At 72.5% G+C, this 21,596-nt stretch carries 14 protein-coding genes and 1 pseudogene; 10 read left to right on the top strand and 5 right to left on the bottom strand.

Going from position 1 to position 21,596, the window contains the following annotated elements:
• Window position 1: 1 nt before the first annotated feature.
• Window positions 2-1,219, bottom strand: a complete 1,218-nt coding sequence (locus L6E17_RS27575; RefSeq protein ID WP_236243378.1) for a hypothetical protein — start codon at window positions 1,217-1,219, stop codon at window positions 2-4.
• Window positions 1,220-1,413: 194 nt separating this feature from the next.
• Between L6E17_RS27575 and mtnA the strand changes: the two genes are divergently transcribed.
• From mtnA to L6E17_RS27540, 7 genes and pseudogenes are all read left to right on the top strand, one after another.
• Window positions 1,414-2,565 (top strand): S-methyl-5-thioribose-1-phosphate isomerase, encoded by a 1,152-nt coding sequence (mtnA, locus tag L6E17_RS27570; protein WP_236243377.1) that lies wholly within the window; start codon window positions 1,414-1,416, stop codon window positions 2,563-2,565.
• A 4-nt stretch (window positions 2,566-2,569) separates the two neighbouring features.
• Window positions 2,570-3,259, top strand: coding sequence for a two-component system response regulator MtrA (gene mtrA / locus L6E17_RS27565; RefSeq protein ID WP_187703247.1), 690 nt, complete (start codon window positions 2,570-2,572; stop codon window positions 3,257-3,259).
• Window position 3,260: 1 nt separating this feature from the next.
• Window positions 3,261-5,396 carry an MtrAB system histidine kinase MtrB gene (gene mtrB, locus L6E17_RS27560; protein WP_236243376.1) on the top strand — a complete coding sequence of 712 codons (2,136 nt, stop codon included), beginning with the start codon at window positions 3,261-3,263 and terminating at the stop codon, window positions 5,394-5,396.
• An 85-nt stretch (window positions 5,397-5,481) separates the two neighbouring features.
• On the top strand, window positions 5,482-7,254 hold the full coding sequence (locus tag L6E17_RS27555) for an LpqB family beta-propeller domain-containing protein (protein WP_236243375.1): 1,773 nt from the start codon (window positions 5,482-5,484) through the stop codon (window positions 7,252-7,254).
• 223 nt (window positions 7,255-7,477) lie between these two features.
• Window positions 7,478-8,233 (top strand): annotated as a pseudogene (locus L6E17_RS27550) (ComF family protein); the annotation flags it as partial.
• Between the two features lie 915 nt (window positions 8,234-9,148).
• Window positions 9,149-9,835, top strand: coding sequence for a ribosome hibernation-promoting factor, HPF/YfiA family (hpf, locus tag L6E17_RS27545; RefSeq protein WP_236243374.1), 687 nt, complete (start codon window positions 9,149-9,151; stop codon window positions 9,833-9,835).
• A 481-nt stretch (window positions 9,836-10,316) separates the two neighbouring features.
• The gene (locus tag L6E17_RS27540; RefSeq protein WP_236243373.1) at window positions 10,317-11,087 is read left to right on the top strand and encodes a response regulator transcription factor; all 771 of its coding nucleotides are present in this window, start codon (window positions 10,317-10,319) and stop codon (window positions 11,085-11,087) included.
• Between the two features lie 614 nt (window positions 11,088-11,701).
• Here L6E17_RS27540 and L6E17_RS27535 read toward each other — a convergent pair.
• Together L6E17_RS27535 and L6E17_RS27530 are read right to left on the bottom strand one after the other, a co-directional pair.
• Entirely contained in the window at window positions 11,702-12,868 is a 1,167-nt protein-coding gene (locus L6E17_RS27535; protein WP_236243372.1) for a winged helix-turn-helix domain-containing protein, read from the bottom strand.
• A 220-nt stretch (window positions 12,869-13,088) separates the two neighbouring features.
• Window positions 13,089-13,661, bottom strand: a complete 573-nt coding sequence (locus L6E17_RS27530; RefSeq protein WP_236243371.1) for a GNAT family N-acetyltransferase — start codon at window positions 13,659-13,661, stop codon at window positions 13,089-13,091.
• Window positions 13,662-14,087: 426 nt separating this feature from the next.
• Here L6E17_RS27530 and secA point away from each other — a divergent pair, with 426 nt between their 5' ends.
• Window positions 14,088-16,895, top strand: coding sequence for a preprotein translocase subunit SecA (gene secA, locus L6E17_RS27525; RefSeq protein WP_236243370.1), 2,808 nt, complete (start codon window positions 14,088-14,090; stop codon window positions 16,893-16,895).
• A 1,026-nt stretch (window positions 16,896-17,921) separates the two neighbouring features.
• Here secA and L6E17_RS27520 read toward each other — a convergent pair.
• On the bottom strand, window positions 17,922-18,302 hold the full coding sequence (locus L6E17_RS27520) for an Rv3235 family protein (protein WP_236243369.1): 381 nt from the start codon (window positions 18,300-18,302) through the stop codon (window positions 17,922-17,924).
• A gap of 614 nt (window positions 18,303-18,916) precedes the next feature.
• Here L6E17_RS27520 and L6E17_RS27515 point away from each other — a divergent pair.
• Together L6E17_RS27515 and L6E17_RS27510 are read left to right on the top strand one after the other, a co-directional pair.
• Window positions 18,917-19,423 carry a hypothetical protein gene (locus L6E17_RS27515; RefSeq protein WP_236243368.1) on the top strand — a complete coding sequence of 169 codons (507 nt, stop codon included), beginning with the start codon at window positions 18,917-18,919 and terminating at the stop codon, window positions 19,421-19,423.
• Window positions 19,424-19,538: 115 nt separating this feature from the next.
• Complete coding sequence (locus L6E17_RS27510; protein ID WP_236243367.1) at window positions 19,539-20,201, top strand: HAD family hydrolase; 663 nt, start codon at window positions 19,539-19,541, stop codon at window positions 20,199-20,201.
• Window positions 20,202-20,664: 463 nt separating this feature from the next.
• Here L6E17_RS27510 and L6E17_RS27505 read toward each other — a convergent pair whose 3' ends face one another.
• Window positions 20,665-21,231 carry a DJ-1/PfpI family protein gene (locus tag L6E17_RS27505; RefSeq protein ID WP_236243366.1) on the bottom strand — a complete coding sequence of 189 codons (567 nt, stop codon included), beginning with the start codon at window positions 21,229-21,231 and terminating at the stop codon, window positions 20,665-20,667.
• Window positions 21,232-21,596: the final 365 nt, after the last annotated feature.

The raw sequence follows: 21,596 nt of genomic DNA, 5'->3' as shown, positions 1-21,596 counted from the left end.
ATCAGCTCCTCGGGAGGATGTCGCCGCCAGGCGCGGCAGGGCCGTAGCCGGGCACGCCCGCGGCCCGGGCGAGCTCCAGGTCGAGCGCTTCCCGGCGGATGCGCTGGTCCACGTACAGCAGGACCGTCACGCCGGCGGAGATCGGGTACATGATCGCCGAAGAGATCACGGAACCGATACCCGTGATGATGAGGAAGGCCCAGCCGAACTGCGGAGCGCTGCCGGAGAACGCCGAGGCGAAGCCCTCACCGTCCACCAGCGCCGCGATGAGGACGAACGGCACGGACACGATCAGCGCCACCACCATGGTGAGCAGTGCCGTGAGCAGCAGGATGCCGAAGATACGCCACCACGAGCCCTGCACGAGCCGCGCCGAACGGCGCAGCGACGCCAGCACGCCCTGGCGTTCCAGCATCAGCGCCGAGTAGGCCAGGCTGAACCTGACCACCAGCCACAGCATCACGGCCAGCGCCGCGAACCCGCCGAAGACCGCCAGCAGCGCACCCCCGACCGAGCCGACGAGGACGCCCGGCACGATGCCCGCCGCCATCACCGCGACGCTGATCAACGGCAGCAGCAGGGTCAGGCCCAGCAGCGGGACGAAGCGAGGCCGCGCATCACGCCACACCTCACCGAACGTGACCGGTTTGCCGAGCACCGACCGGCTCACCACGAAAGTGAGCAGAGCCGTCGTGAAGAAAGACGCCACCAAGCCCAGCAGGATCAGCGGCACCATCGACACCAGACTGACCCGAAGCGCCTCGGCCGCCTGGTCGAGCTGCTCGGACTGACTCGCGTCCGGGCTGATCGCCGGAGCTTTCGGCAGCAGGAACCGGTCGACGAGGACCTGCGCCACCTGCACAAGGACGGACACCGTGACGGAGATGGCCAGCACCGTGCGCCAATGCGCGCGCAGCGTGGACACGGCCCCGTCCAGGATCTCGCCCACCCCCAGCGGGCGCAGCGGGATGACGCCCGGCTTCGGCGCCTCAGGGCGGCCCCAGCCGCCGTAAGGGCCGCCACCCCAGCCCGGCTGGGGCGGCCTGACCCGCCCGGACGGCCCCGGAGCCGCCGGAGGCGACCACTGGCCGGCAGGCGGCTGGTCCCCGGACCACTGCGGCGCAGGCCCGCGGTCCCCGGCAGGGCGCTGCACGCCCTCGCCCTGGCCGTCGGACGGGGAAGAAGACCCGGGCGAGGCCCAGCCCGGAGAGTCGTTCACGGTCGTCCACCTCGTGGCATGGTCGCGGGGCCCGCTCATCGAGCCTGCTCGGTCACGGCACCCGGTCACCCCAAGGGGCACCGGGCTGCCAGCCATCGTGCCACGCGCCCCCCACGTGCAGGCCAGGGCCCTCGCCTCCGCACGTCACCCCCCGACACCTTCAATGTCACCCGCTCACGCGGCAGACTGAGCGAATGGCTGATCAGGACGCAGCAACATCTGTCGACCGGAAACCGCCGGCACCACCGGTGCTGCGGTGGGACGAGCCCCCGGAGGGCCCCGTCCTGGTGCTCCTGGACCAGACCCGGCTCCCCGCCGAAGAGGTCGAACTGGTCTGCACCGACGTGCCCGCCCTCGTACGCGCCATCCAGACCCTCGCCGTGCGGGGCGCGCCGGTACTCGGCATCGCCGGCGCCTACGGAGTCGCCCTCGCTGCCGCACGGGGCTACGACGTGGAGGAAGCCGCCGGCCTCCTCGCCGACGCCCGCCCCACCGCCGTCAACCTCGCCCACGGCGTACGCACCGCCCTCGACGCCCACCGGTCCGCCCAGCAGCACGGCGCCACGCCCGAGGCGGCCGCGCAGGCCGCCCTCAGCGCAGCACGGCAGCTCCACCGCGAGGACGCCGAGGCCAGTGCGGCCATGGCCGCCCGCGGCCTCGCCCTCCTCGGCGAACTGCTCCCCGGCGGCAGCCACCGCATCCTCACCCACTGCAACACCGGCGCCCTCGTGTCCGGCGGCGAAGGCACCGCGTTCGCCGTGGCCCTCGCCGCCCACCGCGCCGGGCGGCTGCGGCGGCTCTGGGTGGACGAGACCCGGCCGCTGCTGCAGGGCGCACGGCTCACCGCGTACGAAGCCGCACGCAGCGGCATGTCGTACACCCTCCTCACCGACAACGCCGCAGGGTCCCTCTTCGCCGCCGGGAAGGTCGACGCCGTCCTCATCGGAGCCGACCGCATCGCCGCCGACGGCTCCGTCGCCAACAAGGTCGGCAGCTACCCGCTCGCCGTTCTCGCCGGCTACCACCATGTACCGTTCATCGTCGTCGCCCCGCTCACCACCGTGGACCTCACCACCCCCGACGGGGCGTCCATCGAGATCGAGCAGCGCCCCGGCAGCGAAGTGACGCAGCTCACGCCCCCAGGGGCGTCCCGGGCCGCGACAGCAGGCACCGGCGCAGGGGCACAATGGGCGCCGCTCGGAACACAGGCGTACAACCCGGCGTTCGACGTGACGCCGCCCGAATTGGTGACCGCGATCGTTACCGAAGCCGGAGTGGTATCACCGGTGACCGGGGCAGGAATCGCAGAGCTGTGTGCCAGGTCACGCCAGGTAACGATTAGCTAATGGGATGATGTCGATTATGAAGGGACGCGTCCTTGTCGTCGACGACGACACCGCACTCGCCGAGATGCTCGGCATCGTGCTGCGTGGTGAAGGGTTCGAGCCGTCGTTCGTAGCGGACGGGGACAAGGCACTCGCAGCATTCCGCGAGACCAAGCCGGACCTGGTGCTGCTCGACCTCATGCTGCCCGGCCGGGACGGCATCGAGGTCTGCCGGCTCATCCGCGCCGAATCCGGAGTGCCGATCGTCATGCTCACCGCCAAGAGCGACACCGTCGACGTCGTCGTCGGTCTCGAATCGGGGGCAGACGACTACATCGTCAAACCGTTCAAACCCAAGGAGCTCGTCGCCCGCATCCGGGCGCGCCTCCGCAGGTCCGAAGAGCCCGCCCCCGAGCAGCTCACCATCGGCGACCTCGTCATCGACGTCGCCGGCCACTCCGTGAAGCGCGACGGCCAGTCCATCGCCCTCACCCCGCTCGAGTTCGACCTCCTCGTCGCCCTCGCCCGCAAGCCGTGGCAGGTCTTCACCCGCGAAGTCCTCCTCGAACAGGTCTGGGGCTACCGCCACGCCGCCGACACCCGCCTCGTCAACGTCCACGTCCAGCGCCTCCGCTCCAAGGTCGAGAAGGACCCCGAGCGCCCCGAGATCGTCGTCACCGTCCGCGGCGTCGGCTACAAGGCGGGACCGAACTGACATGCCCCGCGGCAGCTCCGCTCCCCAAGCCGGGCACCCCGCGGCCCGCGCAGAGCGGGCTGCCGCGACCCGGCACACCCCCTCACGCCTCACCCGCCTCCGCCACAGCGGCCCCTTCCTGACGGACGCCGCCCCCGGCGGCCCCGTCCTGCGCCTCCTGGCACGCTGGCTCCGCCGGCCCCTGCTGCCCGCCGTACGGCTGTGGCGGCGCAACATCCAGCTCCGCGTGGTCGCCGCCACCCTGCTCATGTCCCTCGGCGTCGTCCTCCTCCTCGGGTTCGTCGTCATCGGGCAGGTGCGCAACGGCCTCCTCGAGACCAAGGAACGAGCCGCCCAGTCCCAGGCCGCCGGAGGCTTCTCCGCCGCCCAGGACGAAGCCGCCGCAGCCGCCCGGCCCCCCGCCGGCACCGACGGGGACGACACCCCCTCCGCCACCTCCCGCTCCCTGCTGAACTGGCGCTCCGACCTCGTCGTCCAACTCGCCAGCGGAGGCGCGGGCGCCTTCGACGTCGTCGCCCTCAGCTCCGACACCGCCGGAAGCGCACCAAGCCGCGGCGCCCGCGCCTCCGGCGGCGTCCGCATCGAGAGCATCCCCGTCGCCCTGCGCGAAGCCGTCTCCCAGAGCTCCGACACGCACCAGACGTACACCCGCATCCAGTACGCCGACGGGCAGCACTCCGAACCCGGACTCGTCATCGGCAAGCGCCTCAACGACGTCGACGGCAACGCCTACGAGCTCTACTACCTCTTCCCCTTCACCCAGGAAGAGGCCTCCCTCACCCTCGTCAAAACCACCATCGCCACCGCCGGGCTCTTCGTCGTCGGCCTCCTCGGCGCCATCGCCTGGCTCGTCGTACGGCAGGTCGTCACACCCGTCCGCATGGCCGCGGGCGTCGCCGAACGCCTCTCCGCCGGCCGCCTCCAAGAACGCATGAAGGTCACCGGCGAAGACGACATCGCCCGCCTCGGCGAAGCGTTCAACAAGATGGCGCAGAACCTCCAGCACAAGATCCAGCAGCTGGAGGACCTCTCCCGGATGCAGCGCCGCTTCGTCTCCGACGTCTCCCACGAGCTGCGCACCCCGCTCACCACCGTCCGCATGGCCGCCGACGTCATCCACGAGGCCCGAGGCGACTTCGACCCGGTCACCGCACGCTCCGCCGAACTCCTCGGAGACCAGCTCGACCGCTTCGAGTCCCTGCTCGGCGACCTCCTCGAAATCAGCCGCTTCGACGCCGGCGCCGCAGCCCTCGAAGCAGAACCGATCGACCTGCGCGACGTCGTCCGCCGCGTCATCGAAGGCGCCCAGCCACTCGCCGAGCACAAAGGCGGCCGCATCCTCGTCACCGGCGACAACCAGCCCGTCATCGCCGAAGCCGACGCCCGACGCCTCGAACGCGTCCTGCGCAACCTCGTCGTCAACGCCGTCGAACACGGCGAAGGCCGCGATGTCGTCGTCAAACTGGCCTCCGCGGGCGGCGCCGTCGCCGTCGCCGTACGCGACTACGGTGTCGGACTGAAACCCGGCGAAGCCACCCGCGTCTTCAACCGCTTCTGGCGCGCCGACCCCGCGCGCGCCCGCACCACCGGCGGCACCGGACTGGGACTGTCCATCGCCCTGGAAGACGCCCGCCTGCACGGCGGCTGGCTCCAGGCATGGGGAGAACCCGGCGGCGGCTCGCAGTTCCGGCTCACCCTGCCCCGCACCGCCGACGAACCCCTGCGCGGCTCCCCCATACCCCTCGAACCCGAGGACTCCCGCCGCAAGCAGCGCACCCCCACCGGCAACACCACCCCGCAGGGCACCACCCGCCCCGCAGCACCCCCGAGCCACCAGCACCGCAGCGGCCTCCCCCTGCCCACCCACCAGCCGACCCCGTCCGCGGACCCCACCGCCCTCCCCGGCAACGGCACCCGCGTCGTCGCCCGCACTCACGGCGAACGCAGCACACCGGACAGCGACACCCACGGCGACCGCAGCACACCGGACAGCGGCACCCCGGCAGACCACGACCCCGACCAGGGCAGCCCTCCGGCAGCCACCCCACCCCCCGACGCACCGGGCACACCGAACGCACCGCGCACATCGACGGACACCACCGGAACCACACAGGAGGGCACCACCCGTGGGCGCTGACCGCCGTCAGCACAGCCGTGGACGAAGGGGCACACGAGCCGCCACCCTGGGCTGCATCGCCGCCCTGCTCGCCGGATGCGCCTCCATGCCCGACAGCGGAGACGTCAACCCCGTCAAAGCCTCCCGGCAAGGCGACTCGCAGGTACGCGTCTACCCCGTGCCGCCCCGCGACAACGCCGAACCCAGCGAGATCGTCGAAGGCTTCCTCGAAGCCATGACCGGCGACGATCCCGGCTTCGACACCGCCCGCAAGTACCTCACCAAACAGGCCGCCCAGACATGGCGGCCCGAAGAACACACCACGGTCCTCAGCGCCGCCCCCGTACCCCGACCCGACCACGGCCGCCAGCACGACCGAAGCGCACCCGACGAGCCCCAGGCCCTGCTCTACCCCCTGACCGGGCAGAAGATCGCCCTCGTCGACGCGCGGCGCGCCTACCAGCCGCTCGCCCCCGCGGCGTACAACGAGACCATCCGCCTCGTCCAGCAGCGCTCCGCCGACGGCAAAGCCAAGGAATGGCGCATCGACGGCCTGCCGCAGGGCCTCGTCATGGGTCAGTCCGACTTCCAGCGGAACTACCGCTCCGTCAACAAGTACTACTTCGCGTCCGGCCGCGACTGGGTCCTCGCCGACCCCGTCTACATCCGCAAGCGGCAGGACCCCGTCACCCACATGGACTCCCTCACGCAGAGCGTCAAGGCCCTGCTCGAAGGACCCACCAACTGGCTGGAACCCGTCGTCGACTCCCGCTTCCCGACCGGCACGGAACTCAGGAAGGACGTCACGTCCCTCACGACCGACGACCGCAACACCCTGAAGATCCCCCTCAACGACAAAGCCGACAACGTCGGCCGCGACCAGTGCCGCGAGATGGCCGCACAAATCCTCTTCACCGTGGCCGACCTCGCCTCCACCAAGGTCCAGCAGGTCGAACTCCTCCACTCCGACGGCCGCAGCACCCTGTGCGTACTCGGCGAGGACCAGCGCAGCGACTTCGTCGTCGACCACGCCACGGCCCTGCGCGAAACGCCGTACTTCGTCGACGCCGAAGGACGCCTCGCACAGCTCCGCCCCGGCGCCAAGGAAGGCGCCGACCCGCGCCCCGTCTACGGACCCTTCGGCAACGGCCAACTGCAGATCGAGAAGGCCGCCGTCAGCCGCGACGAGCAACGCGCCGCCGCCGTCACCCAGAACGGCCGCTCCCTGCGCGTGGCCTCCATCGTCGCCGACGGCGACCTCCCCGAAGCGATCATCGACAGCAAGGGCGCGAAGCCCGAGCAGCGGCTGTCGGCTCCCAGCTGGGACGGGCGCGACGACCTGTGGGTCGCCGACCGCAACCCCGCCGAGCCGCGCCTCCTGATCGTTCCCGGCGGCACCGGCACGCCACGCCCGGTCACCGCCCCGTGGCTGACGAGCGACGTACGCGTCGAGGAGCTCCGCGTCTCCAAGGACGGCGTCCGCATGGCGCTGCGGCTCCAGCGGGACGGAAAGACGACCCTGCACATCGGGCGCGTCGAACGGCAGGGCTCCGGCGACGGGCAGAAGATCTCCGTCGTCGACCTCCAGCCCATCGCCCCCCGCATGGACTCCGTGACGTCCATGTCGTGGGCGGGTCCGAGCCGCCTCGTCGTCCTCGGCAAGCTCGACGGCGGCGTCCAGCAGATCCGCTACCTCCAGACGGACGGCTCAGCCGCTGCAGTGATCCCCGGCCTGAACCAGGTCACGGCTGTGGCCGCCGCGAACGACGAACGCGTCCCCCTCGTCGCCGCCACCGACGACGGCATCGTCCGCCTCCAGGGCGGCGCCAACTGGCAGCCGGTGACCGACAAGGGCTCAGCCCCCATCTACCCGGGCTGAGCCCGCCACCCCGAGGGGCGCATTCCGGTTCCTCTGTGGCTCTGTGGCTCTGTGGCTCTGTGGCTCTGTGGCTCTGTGGCTCTCTCTGCCGTGGGCCGTTGTGGGGCCTGTGGGCCTGTGGCTGGGTACCCGTGCCTCCCGCCTGTTCGCCTCCATCGCCCGTCGGACCGTGAGTTATCCACAGGGGTGGCAGCCGCCGTGGCCGCCCGCCACAGTGGACGTCATGCGGGGATGGTGGCAGGAACTCACAGGGCTGGTCCTCCCGACCGCCTGCGCCGGCTGCGGCCGCCCCCGCACGGCACTGTGCGCCGCCTGCACCTCGGCACTGCGCGGACGGCCCGCCGCACGGGTGCAACCCTCACCCGTACCGGCAGGCCTGCCGGAAGTACGGGCTGCCGCACCCTACGAGGACGGGGTCCGGGCCGCGCTCCTCGCGCACAAGGAGCGCGGCGCCCTCGCCCTGGCTGCACCCCTGGGTGCGGCCCTCGCAGGGGCGGTGCTGGCCCTGCACGACGCGCCGACCACCGCGGCCGCCGGATCCACGACGGCAGCGGGCACAGCGACGGCGCGCGGCACGCGGCGGGGGAGGAGGAGCGGCGGGTGGGGGGAGGGAGGGGGAGGGGAGGGGCCCCACCCCCAGGGCAGCCGCCAGGAACTGCTGCTGGTGCCCGTCCCGTCGGCGCGGCGGGCTGTACGGGCTCGGGGCCATGACGCGGTGCGTCGGATCGCGTGGGCGGCGGCTGGGGAGTTGCGGCGAGGGGGTGCGGCGGCCGTGGTGGTACCGGTGCTGCGGCAGCGGCGGGCGGTTGCCGACCAAGCGGGTCTTGATGCGCCGGGGCGGTTGGCGAACCTGGCTGGCGCTCTCGAAGTGGCGCGGGGGCGCGAACGGCTGCTCCGTGGTGGACGAGTCGTCCTCGTCGACGACCTCATGACCACGGGCGCGTCCCTGGCCGAGGCGGCGCGAGCCGTCCGCGAGGCCATGTGTCGGCTGCTGGAGGCCGACACGGGCACTGTCCTCTGCGGGTGCGGGTGCGGGTGCGGGTGCGGGTGCGGGTGCGGCGTGGCGCGGGGCGCTGCCGTCGTTGGAAGTGGGGGAGGGCGGTACGCGGCCGAGGCGCGGCCGGCGGGCGTGGAGGTGGTCTCCGGTCTGGGCGGTGCCGGGCGGGAGGCGGTCTCACGTCTGGGCGGTGCCGGGGTGCGGGCGACGGGTTCCCGTCGGGGTGGGGCCGGATCCCAGGAGGCAGGCTCCGGCCGGGGCTGTGCTGAGCATGCTGCGGTGGTCCGTGGCCGCGGTGGTGCCGGATACCAGGAGGGGGACTCCGGTCTGGACCGTGCCGCGCCAGGGGAGGTCATGTCCGGTCGAGGTTGTGCCGGACTCCACCGGGAGGAGGGTTCCCGTCGGGGTGGGGCGGGGCCCTGCGCAGTGGGTGTGCTTCAGCTGTGCGCGGACAGGACGGGTTGCGCGGTCGCGGGTGGTGCGGGGTGGGGCGGCGGGTTGGTGCTGGCGGGCGCGGCTGTCGTTGCAGCCTCTCCAAAAGCGTTCGAAATAAACCGGAACCCCTGAGAAAACTGCAACGTTGCAGGTGATGAGGGACCAAGGGCATCTGTTTGGAGGTTTGTGCTGGTAGCGGGTGCCGAGAGCCGTCCGAGCGAGCTATGTTCGGTTGTACAGGAATGGCGAATGCCGCCCTTCACCGAATGCGCCGCCATGCGTCCGGCCGGAATCCGGAGCCGGCCAGCACTTCGATGTTGTGGGGTGGGGATCTTGTCGACTGGGGAGGAGGAGAGCGAAGTCGCCAAGTCCGAGGCCCCGGTGCTCACCGGGGTCTGGTGCACAAGGGAGATGCCCGCCGGCTGGTGAGCTGGTCGGGGCGATCCGGGAACGGAGTTCTGCGTGGACATCGTCGTCAAGGGCCGCAAGACCGAGGTGCCCGAGCGGTTCCGCAAGCACGTGGCCGAGAAGCTGAAGCTGGAGAAGATCCAGAAGCTCGACGGCAAGGTGATCAGCCTGGACGTCGAGGTGTCCAAGGAACACAACCCGCGGCAGGCCGACCGGTCGGACCGCGTGGAGATCACCCTTCACTCCCGTGGCCCGGTGATCCGGGCGGAGGCGGCTGCAGGCGACCCGTATGCCGCGCTCGATCTCGCGACTGCCAAGCTGGAGGCGCGGCTGCGCAAGCAGCACGACAAGCGCCACACGCGCCGCGGTGCCGGCCGTCTCACCGCCGCGGAGGTGGCCGACGCGGTGCCGGGTGTCGCCCGGCTCAACGGAGCCGGTGTCGCGGTCATGGAAGAGGACACGGAGGCTGTCCCCACGACCCGCATGGGGTCACTGGAGGTCCAGGGCGAAGGGCCCCTCGTCGTGCGTGAGAAGACGCACCGGGCCGCCCCCATGTCGCTCGACCAGGCGCTCTACGAGATGGAGCTGGTCGGGCACGACTTCTATCTGTTCGTCGACGCGGACACCAAGCAGCCGAGCGTCGTGTACCGGCGCCACGCCTACGACTACGGCGTGATCCACCTGGAGCACGACCCGCTGGCGGTGGAGAACCGCGAATTGGGCGGAGCGCTCGGAGGCTGACGGAACGCGGAGGCCGCGACGGAGTACGGAACGCGGAGGCCGACGGAACACGGGACGTCGACGCACACCCGTGAGCCGGAAAGGGCTCGGGCGAACGGGTGAACGGGCGAATGGATCGAGTGAATCGGATCTGCCGTACGCGCCCGGTAATGGATCCGGGCGGAAGGTGGCCGGGTGACCGGAAACGGAAGCGAACCGAACAGGACGGGTGAATGAGTGAGCGGCACGTCATTCCGGCTGGTTGGGCGTGAGCCGACTCGACCGGTTGTGGCGGATCGTGATCGAATCTGACTGATCCTGCATCGATCGAGTGCCCCTGGAAGCGCCTCGTGCGCCCCCAGGGGCACCCCCGTGCCACCGACGGATCACCGCTTCGCCGTCCGGGCATGAAATCATGGCGACGCGTGCCAACGGGGCCGTGACGGGCAGCCGTTGGTCTTGACCGTGAACTTCAGGGCCCCGGCCTGCAGGGGGAGGAACCATGGCGGAAAGCTTCGGCCCGGTGCACCATCCGGGCGGCTCCGGCGCCCCGGGGTACGGGACGGGCGCGCGGGGCGGCCCCGACGACCGGGATGAGGAAGCGTCCCGCAAGGAGCCCATCCGGGTCCTCGTCGTCGACGACCACGCGCTCTTCCGGCGCGGCCTGGAGATCGTCCTCGCACAGGAGGAGGACATCCAGGTGGTGGGCGAGGCGGGCGACGGCTCGGAGGCCGTCGACAAGGCCGCCGACCTGCTTCCGGACATCGTGCTCATGGACGTGCGGATGCCGAAGCGCGGCGGTATCGAGGCCTGTACCTCCATCAAGGAGGTCGCCCCCAGCGCCAAGATCATCATGCTGACGATCAGCGACGAGGAAGCGGACCTCTACGACGCCATCAAGGCGGGTGCGACCGGCTACCTCCTCAAGGAGATCTCCACCGACGAGGTCGCCACGGCGATCCGGGCGGTCGCCGACGGCCAGTCGCAGATCAGCCCGTCCATGGCGTCCAAGCTCCTCACCGAGTTCAAGTCCATGATCCAGCGCACCGACGACCGGCGCCTCGTGCCCGCGCCCCGGCTCACGGATCGGGAGCTGGAGGTGCTGAAACTGGTGGCGACCGGGATGAACAACCGGGACATCGCCAAGGAGCTGTTCATCTCCGAGAACACGGTGAAGAACCACGTCCGCAACATCCTGGAGAAGCTGCAGCTGCACTCCAGGATGGAGGCGGTGGTGTACGCGATGCGGGAGAAGATCCTCGAGATCCGGTGACGGACGTAGCGTGCGGGTGGGACGCGACCCGGCGACGGACGGGTGCCCTTCCGCAGGCCACCAGGCCGTGACAGGCCAGCAGGCCGCCAGACCACCAGGCCGAGACAGGCTGCGAGGCCGTGTCAGGCCGGGGAGCCGTACCGCACCTCCGCCTGCCGCCGCCGTCCGCCCAGGGCTGCCTCGCGGTCGCAGGCCGCCTCAGCCATCGGCCCCCGTCAGCCGTCGGCCTGGCAGCCATCGGCCCCCGTCAGCCGTCGGGCCTGGCAGCCACCGGCCCCGTCAGCCGTCGGGCCCGGCAGCCACCGGCTGCCGTCAGCCGCCCGGAGTGGCGGGCCGCGGCCGGGACCGCCGTCCGCCTCTGCCGCCGCTGACCGGGGCGATGCCGTCCGGCCGTAGCCCGCCCGCCCCTGCGCGGTAGCCGCCGGCCGACACCCGTCACCGCACCGAAGCCACCAGCCCAGGCCCGCCCCTGCGGTAGCCGTGGGCCAATACCCGCCGCCACCTCCGAAAGCCGTGCGTCCAGGCCAGTCGTCCCGCCCAGTGCCCGTTCCGCAGGGGGTGCCGGTCCGGCGGCGGCGTGACACCTCAAGCCCGGCAGCGGGCGGCGGGGTCGGCTATGACACGGCTGCTGTGAGGGGCTGGGCCAGTTCGGGGTGGTCCACGCGTTCGATCCGTACCGTGTCGCAACCCACCCATGCCGCTGCCTCCCGGAGGGCGCGTGCCATGGGCGCGACCGCCTTCGGGCTCTCCAACGACACCTGCTTGGCCACCAGGGTGGTGCCCTCGCGGGCGGGGTCGACCCGGCCGAGCAGCTTCCCCCCGGCGAGCAGCGGCATCGCGAAATAGCCGTGGATCCGCTTCTGCTTCGGTACGTACGCCTCAAGCCGGTGGGTGAAGCCGAAGATGCGTTCCGTGCGGGCCCGCTCCCAGATGAGGGAGTCGAACGGGGACAGCAGGGTCGTGCGGTGGCGCCCGCGCGGCTCGTCCGCCAGTGCGTCCGGGTCGGCCCAGGCGGGCTTGTCCCAGCCCTCCACCCGCACGGGCACCAGGCCGGAGTCCGCGACCACCGCGTCGAACTGCTCGCCCTTGAGGCGGTGGTAGTCGGCGATGTCCGCGCGCGTACCGACGCCCAGGGCCTTGCCGGCCAGTGCCACCAGGCGGCGCAGGCACTCCGTGTCGTCCAGCTCGTCGTGGAGCAGCTCGGCCGGTACGGCGCGCTCCGCGAGGTCGTAGACCCGCTTCCAGCCGCGCCGCTCGGTGCACACCACCTCGCCGTACATCAGGGCCCGCTCGACAGCCACCTTCGACGCCGACCAGTCCCACCAGGGTCCGCCGTTCTTGGCGCCGCCCAACTCGGTGGCGGTGAGCGGGCCGCGCTCCCTCAGCTGCTCGATGACCGCGTCGTACGCGCCGTCGGGCAGGTCGTGGTACCACTGCGGGCGGCGCCGGTAGGCGCGGCGGCGGAAGGCGAAGTGCGGCCACTCCTCGATGGGCAGGATGCACGCCGCGTGCGACCAGTACTCGAAGGCGTGCCGCTCCGTCCAGTACGCGGTGTCGACCGTGCGGCGGCCGACCGCGCCGAGCCGGGCGTACGGCACCAGCTCGTGGGAGCGGGCCAGCACGGAGATCGTGTCGAGCTGGACCGCACCGAGGTGGCGCAGTATGCCCCGCACCCCGGCGCGGCGGTCCGGTGCGCCGAGGAAGCCCTGGGCGCGCAGGGCGATGCGGCGCGCCTCGTCGGCGGACAGTTCGGTGAGGGGACGCGGCAGGGTCGTCGTCATGGTCCGCACGATAGACGCGGGTACTGACAGCGCGGCGCGGGTTTTCCACAGGCCGCTGCGGAGCGGGCCGCGGCCGCTCCGGGGTGGAGCCGCGCTCCGTGAGGCGGGGTCCGCCAGGTGGTCCGAGGCGGGGGCGCAGCCCACTGCGGTGTGCGGTGCAGGGGCGCGGCCCGCCCCCTGCACCGGGTCGGGGCCCGCCGTGCGGTGTGGGGCGCGGGGGTCAGCCGCGTGGCGTGAGGTACGGGACGGGGCTCGGCAGGTCCAGGTCGGCGGGGAGGAGCGAGGCGATCCAGCAGTCGCGGCGGGTGCCCCGGTGGTCGAGGCCGGCGCGCAGGACGCCCTCCATGGTGAAGCCCGCGCGTTCGGCGACGCGCCGGGAGCCGGTGTTGCCGACCTCGGCCCGCCACTCCAGGCGGCTGCATCCGAGGGTGGTGAAGCCCCAGTGGGCCAGGGCGCGGACCGCTTCGGTGGCGTATCCGCTGCCGCGGTGCTCCTTCGCGGTCCAGTAGCCGATCTCCCAGGTGCCGGCGCGCGGGTGGTGGAGGCTGGCGGCGGCGAGCAGGGGCCCGCCCTCGCGGGGGAGCGCGGCGAACGTGTACTCGGAGTCGGCGCGCCAGGCCTCGGGGACGTACCGGCCGACGAAGTCCTCGGCTTCCTGCCGGCGGTACGGGCTGGGCAGGGGTATCCAGCGCTGCACGTCGGGGTCCTGGCAGGCGGCGCGGACGGCTTCGGCGTCGTCGGCGGTGAAGGAGCGCAGGAACAGGCGCTCGGAGGTGAGGGTGACCGGCTTCATGGCGGGATTCTGCTGGTGGGAGGAGGCGCCGCGCGAGGACTTTTCGCGCACGTTGCCCGGTCGGCGGCACTTTCCCGCGGTCCCGGCCGTTGTGCTTGAGGGAGTGCCGTCACAGGAGCGTCTCCGCCCCCAGGGCGGGCCGGGTGGCGTCTGGTGCGTCCTGCCGCGAGGCGGGCGAAGGGAGCCACCGCGGGTGCGGTGGTGACCGGCTCCGGCGCGGTGAGGATGCGGGCCGGGCGCCGGCAGGCGGACGGGACGGTGAGGGCACGACCCAGGGCGGCAGTCGGTCCTCGGCGGCGGCGGACCTCCCGGCGTGCCGGGTCCTCGCTTACGATGACCGTTGCGGTGGGGCCCACCTGCCGTGCCCGTGTCCGTGTCCGTGACAAGACCCAGTGCCAGGCCCGACCGGCAAGGAGACCAGCCTCAGTGTCCGTCTTCAACAAGCTCATGCGTGCAGGCGAAGGCAAGATCCTGCGCAAACTGCACCGCATCGCGGACCAGGTCAACTCCATCGAAGAGGACTTCGTCGACCTCTCCGACGCCGAGTTGCGGGCGCTCACCGAGGAGTACAAGCAGCGCTACCAGGACGGCGAGAGCCTGGACGACCTGCTTCCGGAAGCCTTCGCGACCGTCCGCGAGGCGGCCAAGCGCGTCCTCGGTCAGCGCCACTACGACGTCCAGATCATGGGCGGCGCCGCTTTGCACCTCGGCTACGTCGCGGAGATGAAGACCGGTGAGGGCAAGACCCTCGTCGGTACGCTGCCCGCGTACCTGAACGCGCTGTCCGGCAAGGGCGTGCACCTGATCACGGTGAACGACTACCTGGCCGAGCGCGACTCCGAGCTGATGGGCCGCGTACACCAGTTCCTGGGCCTGACGGTCGGCTGCATCCTCGCCAACATGTCGCCCACGCAGCGCCGCGAGCAGTACAACTGCGACATCACGTACGGCACGAACAACGAGTTCGGCTTCGACTACCTCCGCGACAACATGGCGTGGTCGCAGGAGGAGCTCGTGCAGCGCGGACACAACTTCGCGTGTGTCGACGAGGTCGACTCCATCCTCGTCGACGAGGCGCGCACGCCGCTGATCATCTCCGGTCCCGCGGACCAGGCCACCAAGTGGTACGGCGACTTCGCCAAGCTCGTGCAGCGCCTCAAGCGCGGCGAGCCGGGCAACCCGCTGAAGGGCATCGAGGAGACCGGCGACTACGAGGTCGACGAGAAGAAGCGGACCGTCGGCATCCACGAGTCCGGCGTCGCCAAGGTCGAGGACTGGCTCGGCATCGACAACCTGTACGAGTCGGTGAACACGCCGCTCGTCGGCTACCTGAACAACGCCATCAAGGCGAAGGAACTGTTCAAGAAGGACAAGGACTACGTCGTCATCGACGGCGAAGTCATGATCGTCGACGAGCACACCGGCCGTATCCTCGCCGGCCGCCGCTACAACGAGGGCATGCACCAGGCGATCGAGGCGAAGGAAGGCGTCCCGATCAAGGACGAGAACCAGACCCTCGCCACGATCACCCTGCAGAACTTCTTCCGCCTCTACGACAAGCTGTCCGGCATGACCGGTACGGCCATGACCGAGGCCGCCGAGTTCCACCAGATCTACAAGCTGGGCGTCGTCCCGATCCCGACGAACCGGCCGATGGTCCGCAAGGACCAGTCGGACCTGATCTACCGCACCGAGGTGGCGAAGTTCGCGGCCGTCGTCGACGACATCGCGGAGAAGCACAAGAAGGGCCAGCCGATCCTCGTCGGCACGACCTCGGTCGAGAAGTCCGAGTACCTGTCGCGGCAGCTGTCCGACCGGGGCATCCCGCACGAGGTCCTCAACGCCAAGAACCACGAGCGTGAGGCGTCGATCGTCGCGCAGGCCGGCCGCAAGGGCGCCGTGACGGTCGCCACGAACATGGCCGGCCGCGGTACCGACATCAAGCTGGGCGGCAACCCCGACGACCTCGCGGAGGCGGAGCTGCGCCAGCGCGGCCTGGACCCCGTCGAGACGCCGGAGGAGTGGGTGGCGGCCCTGCCCGGCGCCCTGGAGAAGGCCGAGCTGGCCGTGAAGGCCGAGTCGGAGGAGGTCCGCGACCTCGGCGGCCTGTACGTGCTCGGCACCGAGCGGCACGAGTCGCGCCGGATCGACAACCAGCTGCGAGGCCGCTCCGGCCGCCAGGGCGACCCGGGCGAGTCCCGTTTCTACCTGTCGCTGGGCGACGACCTGATGCGGCTGTTCAAGGCGCAGATGGTCGAGCGCGTCATGGCGATGGCCAACGTGCCGGACGACGTGCCGATCGAGAACAAGATGGTCACGCGGGCCATCGCGTCCGCGCAGTCGCAGGTCGAGCAGCAGAACTTCGAGACCCGCAAGAACGTCCTGAAGTACGACGAGGTCCTCAACCGGCAGCGCGAGGTCATCTACGGCGAGCGCCGCCGCGTCCTGGAGGGCGAGGACCTGCACGAGCAGATCCGCCACTTCATGGACGACACCATCGACGCGTACATCCAGGCGGAGACCGTCGAAGGCTTCGCGGAGGAGTGGGACCTGGAGCGGCTGTGGGGCGCTTTCAAGCAGCTCTACCCGTGCGGTGTCACCATCGAGGAGCTGGAGGAGGCCGCCGGCGACCGCGCCGGGATCACCGCCGAGTTCATCGCGGAGTCCGTCAAGGAGGACATCCACGCGCAGTACGACGCGCGGGAGAAGCAGCTCGGCTCGGAGATCATGCGCGAGCTGGAGCGGCGGGTCGTCCTGTCGGTGCTCGACCGCAAGTGGCGCGAGCACCTGTACGAGATGGACTACCTCCAGGAGGGCATCGGCCTGCGGGCCATGGCCCAGAAGGACCCGCTCGTCGAGTACCAGCGCGAGGGCTTCGACATGTTCACCGCCATGATGGAGGGCATCAAGGAGGAGTCCGTCGGCTACCTGTTCAACCTGGAGGTCCAGGTCGAGCAGCAGGTCGAGGAGGTCCCCGTGCAGGCGACCGCCGAGCGCGCCTCGCTGCAGAAGGAGGAGGCCGTGCCGGCCGGTGCCGGGCGCCCCGAGATCCGCGCGAAGGGCCTGGAGGCGCCGCAGCGTCCGAACCGGCTCCACTACACCGCGCCGAAGGTCGACGGTGAGGGCACGGTCATCGAAGGCGACTTCGACAACGGCGAGACGCGTGCCCCGGACGGCATGACCCGCGCGGAGCGCCGCAAGGCCCAGAAGGGCGGACGCCGCCGCAAGAAGTGAGCGAGGCGGCCTGGTGGCGACCGCCGCGGCCGTGACGCGGCAGGACGCCGGAAGCAGGAGGCGGGGCCGGTGCGCGTCATGGAGACGCGCACCGGCCCCGCCTTTTCGCGGGGGCGGCACCGCGGCGGCGCCCGCGGCCCCGCCCAGGGGCAGCGTCAGGCGGCTCCGCGCCGCCCGGGGCGGTCGGCGTCACACGCAGCAGCCGGGGCGCCCGGAACACGGCCCCGGGTCGCGCCCTGCCCGGCGGGCGGGGTGACGTGCCCCGAGGAGCAGGGACCCGCCGTCCCGACCTGCGTACGCCCTGAAGGCCCCCGGTAGCCGTGAAGGCCCGGGCCCGCCACCCGGGCGCGACCTGGGTGGGAAACGCGCCTGACCGGTCGGTCCCGCACGTCCCGCACGTCCCGCACGGCGGCAGGCGGCACGTGCCCGCGCAGAGGGGCCGTACTGGCGGCCCGTACGTACGGCAGGTGGTTCCCGCCGCCCGCCCGTCCCGGGTCTCAGGAGCACCCGTGGCCCCTCACCTGGCGGGTCCTTCTGGCCCCTCGGCCGTTGGACGCGGTGCCGAGGTCTCCGAGCGCGCCCTGCACCCCGCCCGGCCGCTCGGAGACCCAGGCCCGGCCCGGTCGGCGCCCGTACGCGGCTTCGGCTCATGCGGTCGTACGGGTGTGTGGGCGCACGCCCTCCGCCACCGCCGCGCAGGCTCCGGCCCTCGTCCCGCGCTGCCCGGCGAGGGCTGCCCGCCCGGCGGCCGGACACCGCGGCCGCCCCGTACGCGGTGCGTCGTACGGCGCCGCGGGCACGGCTCCGATGGCGAGCAGGAAGCGGACGGGGCCGTACCGCACCGGGACGGGCCCGGCGCCTGGCGTGTGCCCCGATTGGCCGGAGCCCCGCGGGCGCAGGGCGCGGGCCCTCGCTCCCCCTCCAGGGCCGGGATCGCCGTCCGCGGCGGATGCGGCCGCCCCGCAGCCTGCCACCGCGCACCGCCTGCCGCCGCGCAGCCGCCGCTCCCGGCCCGGGGGAGCAGGGTCAGGGGCGGGCCGAGGCGTACGGCGCCGTCCCGGAGCGGGGTACGGTGCCGAGCTCCACGGCCGCGCAGCGCCACCTGCGGTCCTCACCCTGCTCCAGGCGGAACGCCATCGCGCGCACCCGGTCACCGCACTCCACGCACGCGTACGCCTCCACCACGCCCGGGCGCAGCGGCCTGCCCTCGCACCGGCGCAGCACCGGCCGGGTGGTGCGGCCGCCGGCCCTGAGGGCGTTGCCGGCGACGCGCAGCGGATTCGCCGGCGCCAGGTGGATGAGCTGCTCGTACGCCTCGCCGACGGTGTGGCCGAGCATCCAGTGCACGGGGCGCTCTCCGGTCAGGACCGACAGCAGCCGCTCCGCGAACAGCTCGTGGGGCGGCACCGGCCGGGCGGGGGCCGCAGGGCCGACCCCGGGGCGGTACCGGCGGGCGGGCGCGGCGACCGCGGTCGGAGCGCGCCCGCCCGGCCTTCACCCGGCCTCGCCCCCGGCCCCCGGACGCCGCCCGGACGCCGGGAGTCGCGGCGCGCGGGCGGCGCTGCCCGGTGCGGTGCGGAGTCCGGTGCGGTGCGGGGCAGGCTGCTCGGGGTGCCGGCCGGGGGCCGGTCCGCCGGGCCCGGGTGCGTGCGATCCGCCGCGTCCGCGGTGTGTGCGGGGGAGGGTGCCGCAGGCCGCTGCCTGGGGCCGGTGGTGGCGTGGTGCGCGGTCGGGGTCGCTTCTGTCATGGTCCGCCCGTTTCGGTCAGCCCGGAACTACCCGGGAGTAACTTCGGTCGGCCACTTCATACGGGCCCGCGCGGGCGGCCGCAACGACCCCCTGCTCCGCGCGTCACCGCACCGGAAATCACCTATTCGGGTGGTGCGGGGTGCGTGTTTCCGGGGTTGGACGGGGTGCTGACGGGACGCGAGTGGACCCCGGAACGCACGAGGACAGGCCCCCGAAGGGGGACCCTCGCACGTATCCTGAGGACGTCTCCGACTACGAAAGCGGCCTGCCACATGCGCGTGTACGTTCCCCTGACCCTTCCCGGTCTCGCACAGGCGCACGGGGCGGGCGAACTGGGCCCGGGCCCGCTGACCGCCTACGCCGTCACACCGGGGCTGCGCGAGTGGTACGTCTCCGACGACATCGAGGAGCTGGAGTACGCCGCGCTGAACCGGGCCGCCGCCGCGTCGCTGCGCATGCTGGCCGCCGACCCGGAGGCGGCGCGGCGCCGCATCGTGGTCGCCGTGGACGTGCCCGACGCCGCCACCACCGTGGACCCCGACCGCAGCCTGGACCCGGCCTCGGTCGGCGAGGTCCGGATCAACGGCGCCGTGCCGCTCGTGAAGGCGGCGGCCGTGCACGCCGACGCAGACGACGCCGAGGCGGCCGTGTCCGCCGCGGCGGACGCCCTGGGCGCGGCGGACATGGGAGACGACGACGCGCAGTTCACGGTCGACGGCGCGGAGGACCACGAGCTGCTCTGGTACGGCGTGCAGGAGATCCCCGGCCTGCTCGGCTGACCGCCGCGGGGCCGTACCCGGCCCGGTGGGCAGCCGGCCCTTCGCCGTTCCCGGCAGCCCCCGCGGGCCGGGCGCGGCCGGGTCCGTTGTCGGTGGGGGCCGGTACGGTTTTCGTATGGGGAAGCACAGCGCGCATCTGGTCTGGGACTGGAACGGCACACTGCTCGACGACATCGGCGCGGTCATCGACGCGACCAACGCCGCGTTCGCCGAGCTCGGCCTGGAACCGGTCACGCTGGCGCGGTACCGGGAGCTGTACTGCGTGCCGGTGCCGCTGTTCTACGAGCGGCTGCTCGGCCGCCTGCCGGACGACGACGAGTGGGCCGTCATGGACGGGGCGTTCCACCGGCACTACTGGACGCGCGCCGACGCCTGCGGGCTCACCGACGGCGCCGCGGAGCTGCTGGCGGCGGCCGCCGCGGCGGGCCGCACGCAGTCGCTGCTGTCCCTCGCCCCGCACGAGCGGCTGCTTCCGCTGGTGCGGCAGCACGGAATCCACGACTGGTTCGTCCGGGTCGACGGGCGCACCGACCAGTCCACGGCGGGCAAGGCGGCGCACATGGTGCGGCACCTGCGGGCACTCGACGGGGTGGCGCCGGAGCGGGTCGTCGTCATCGGGGACGCGGCCGACGACGCGGTGGCGGCGGCGCACGTGGGCGCGAAGGCGGTGCTGTACACCGGCGGCTCGCACAGCAGGGCGAGCCTGCGGGCAGCGGGAGTGCCGGTGGTGGACACGCTGGCGGAGGCCGTGGCGGTGGCGGAGGACCTGATCGCCTGAGCGCCCGGCTGCGCTCCGATCGGGCCGGCCGCCGAGGACGCCGACGTACGGAGGCATGCCCCCGCACCGAGAGGCAGGGCCGTGGCGCCCCGCTGCACGGAAGAGCCCCGGCCCCGGCTGTGCGGGGAGCCGCAGGGGTTTCCTCATCCGTCCTGTCCCGTTTCACCCGGCCCCCGGCTGGGCGGAAGCCGCACGGGCCCGTTGCACTCGACTCCCCGGCTGGGCGGAAGGCTGCACGGGCCCGTTGCGCCCGGCCCCCGGCCCGGGCGGAAGGCCGCACGGGGTAACGCGCCTACCCGGCCCGGAAGGGGGCCGGTAGCCGGGCACGTCGCCGTACGCCCACACGCCCGGACGCGGGGACCCCGCCCGGCCGCCGCTCAGGGGTGGGGCAGCGGCCCGGTCGGGGGCCCCGCCTCCAGGTGCGGAGGCATGCCCCCGGACCGGAGGGCGGGGCCCGGGAGGGTCAGGTCGCGGGGGCGGTGGCGCGCAGGACGTCCAGGAACGCGCGCATCCACGCCGGGTGGTCGGGCCAGGCACGGGCGGAGACCAGCGGTCCGTCCACGACCGCGGCCTGGTCGTGGAAGGTGGCGCCGGCGGACTGCATGTCGGGTTCCAGCGCGGGGTACGCCGTGACGTGCCGGCCGTCGAGCGCGCCGAGCACCGCGGTCAGCAGCGGGCCGTGGCAGATCTGGGCGATCGGCTTGTCCGCGTCGAAGAAGGACTTCACGATCTTGCGGAGTTCGGGGTCGTTGCGGAGGTACTCGGGGGCCCGGCCGCCGGGGATGACGAGACCCGCGTACCCGCTCGGCTCGACCTCGGAGAACGCCAGGTCGGCGGGGAGGGTGTAGCCGGGCTTCTCGGTGTACGTGTCATAGCCCGGCTCGAAGTCGTGGACGACGAAGCGGAGCGTCTTGCGGGCCGGTGCGGCGATGTCGACCCCGTACCCCTCCTCGCGGAGCCGCTGGTACGGGTAGAGCACCTCCAGGGACTCGGCCGCGTCGCCGGTGACGATGAGGATCTTGGGTGCCATCAGGCCTGCCTCCAGGGGAGTGGGATCCTTGCACACCTGTCGCTGTCCAGAGTGTCAAACTTCACCGCCGTCTTTTGTACACATACAGCCCATGACGGCCAAGGGGGGAAGGGCGATAGCCTGGACCCGTGATCAGCGCTATATGCCATGGGGGCAGCGGAGCCCCCGGCCGGCGCCCGGACTGTCGCCGTGTCCGGGCGGGTGCTGATCTTTCCCATCCGGTCCCGCCGCTCCTTCTCGCGACGCCTCCCCGCGCGTCCCGGAAGACGCCGTCGTGGCCGGATTTCTTCTTTTCCCGTCTTTCCCGCATGACGCTCCACCCGGGTGGATACCCCGCTGTGAGGCGTTGTGCACCACCGTTCACT

The organism is Streptomyces sp. CC228A, from assembly GCF_021390935.1.
GTDB lineage: Bacteria > Actinomycetota > Actinomycetes > Streptomycetales > Streptomycetaceae > Streptomyces.
The sequence above is the reverse complement of the archived record's forward strand: the minus strand, read 5'-3'. Positions and strand labels throughout refer to the sequence as shown.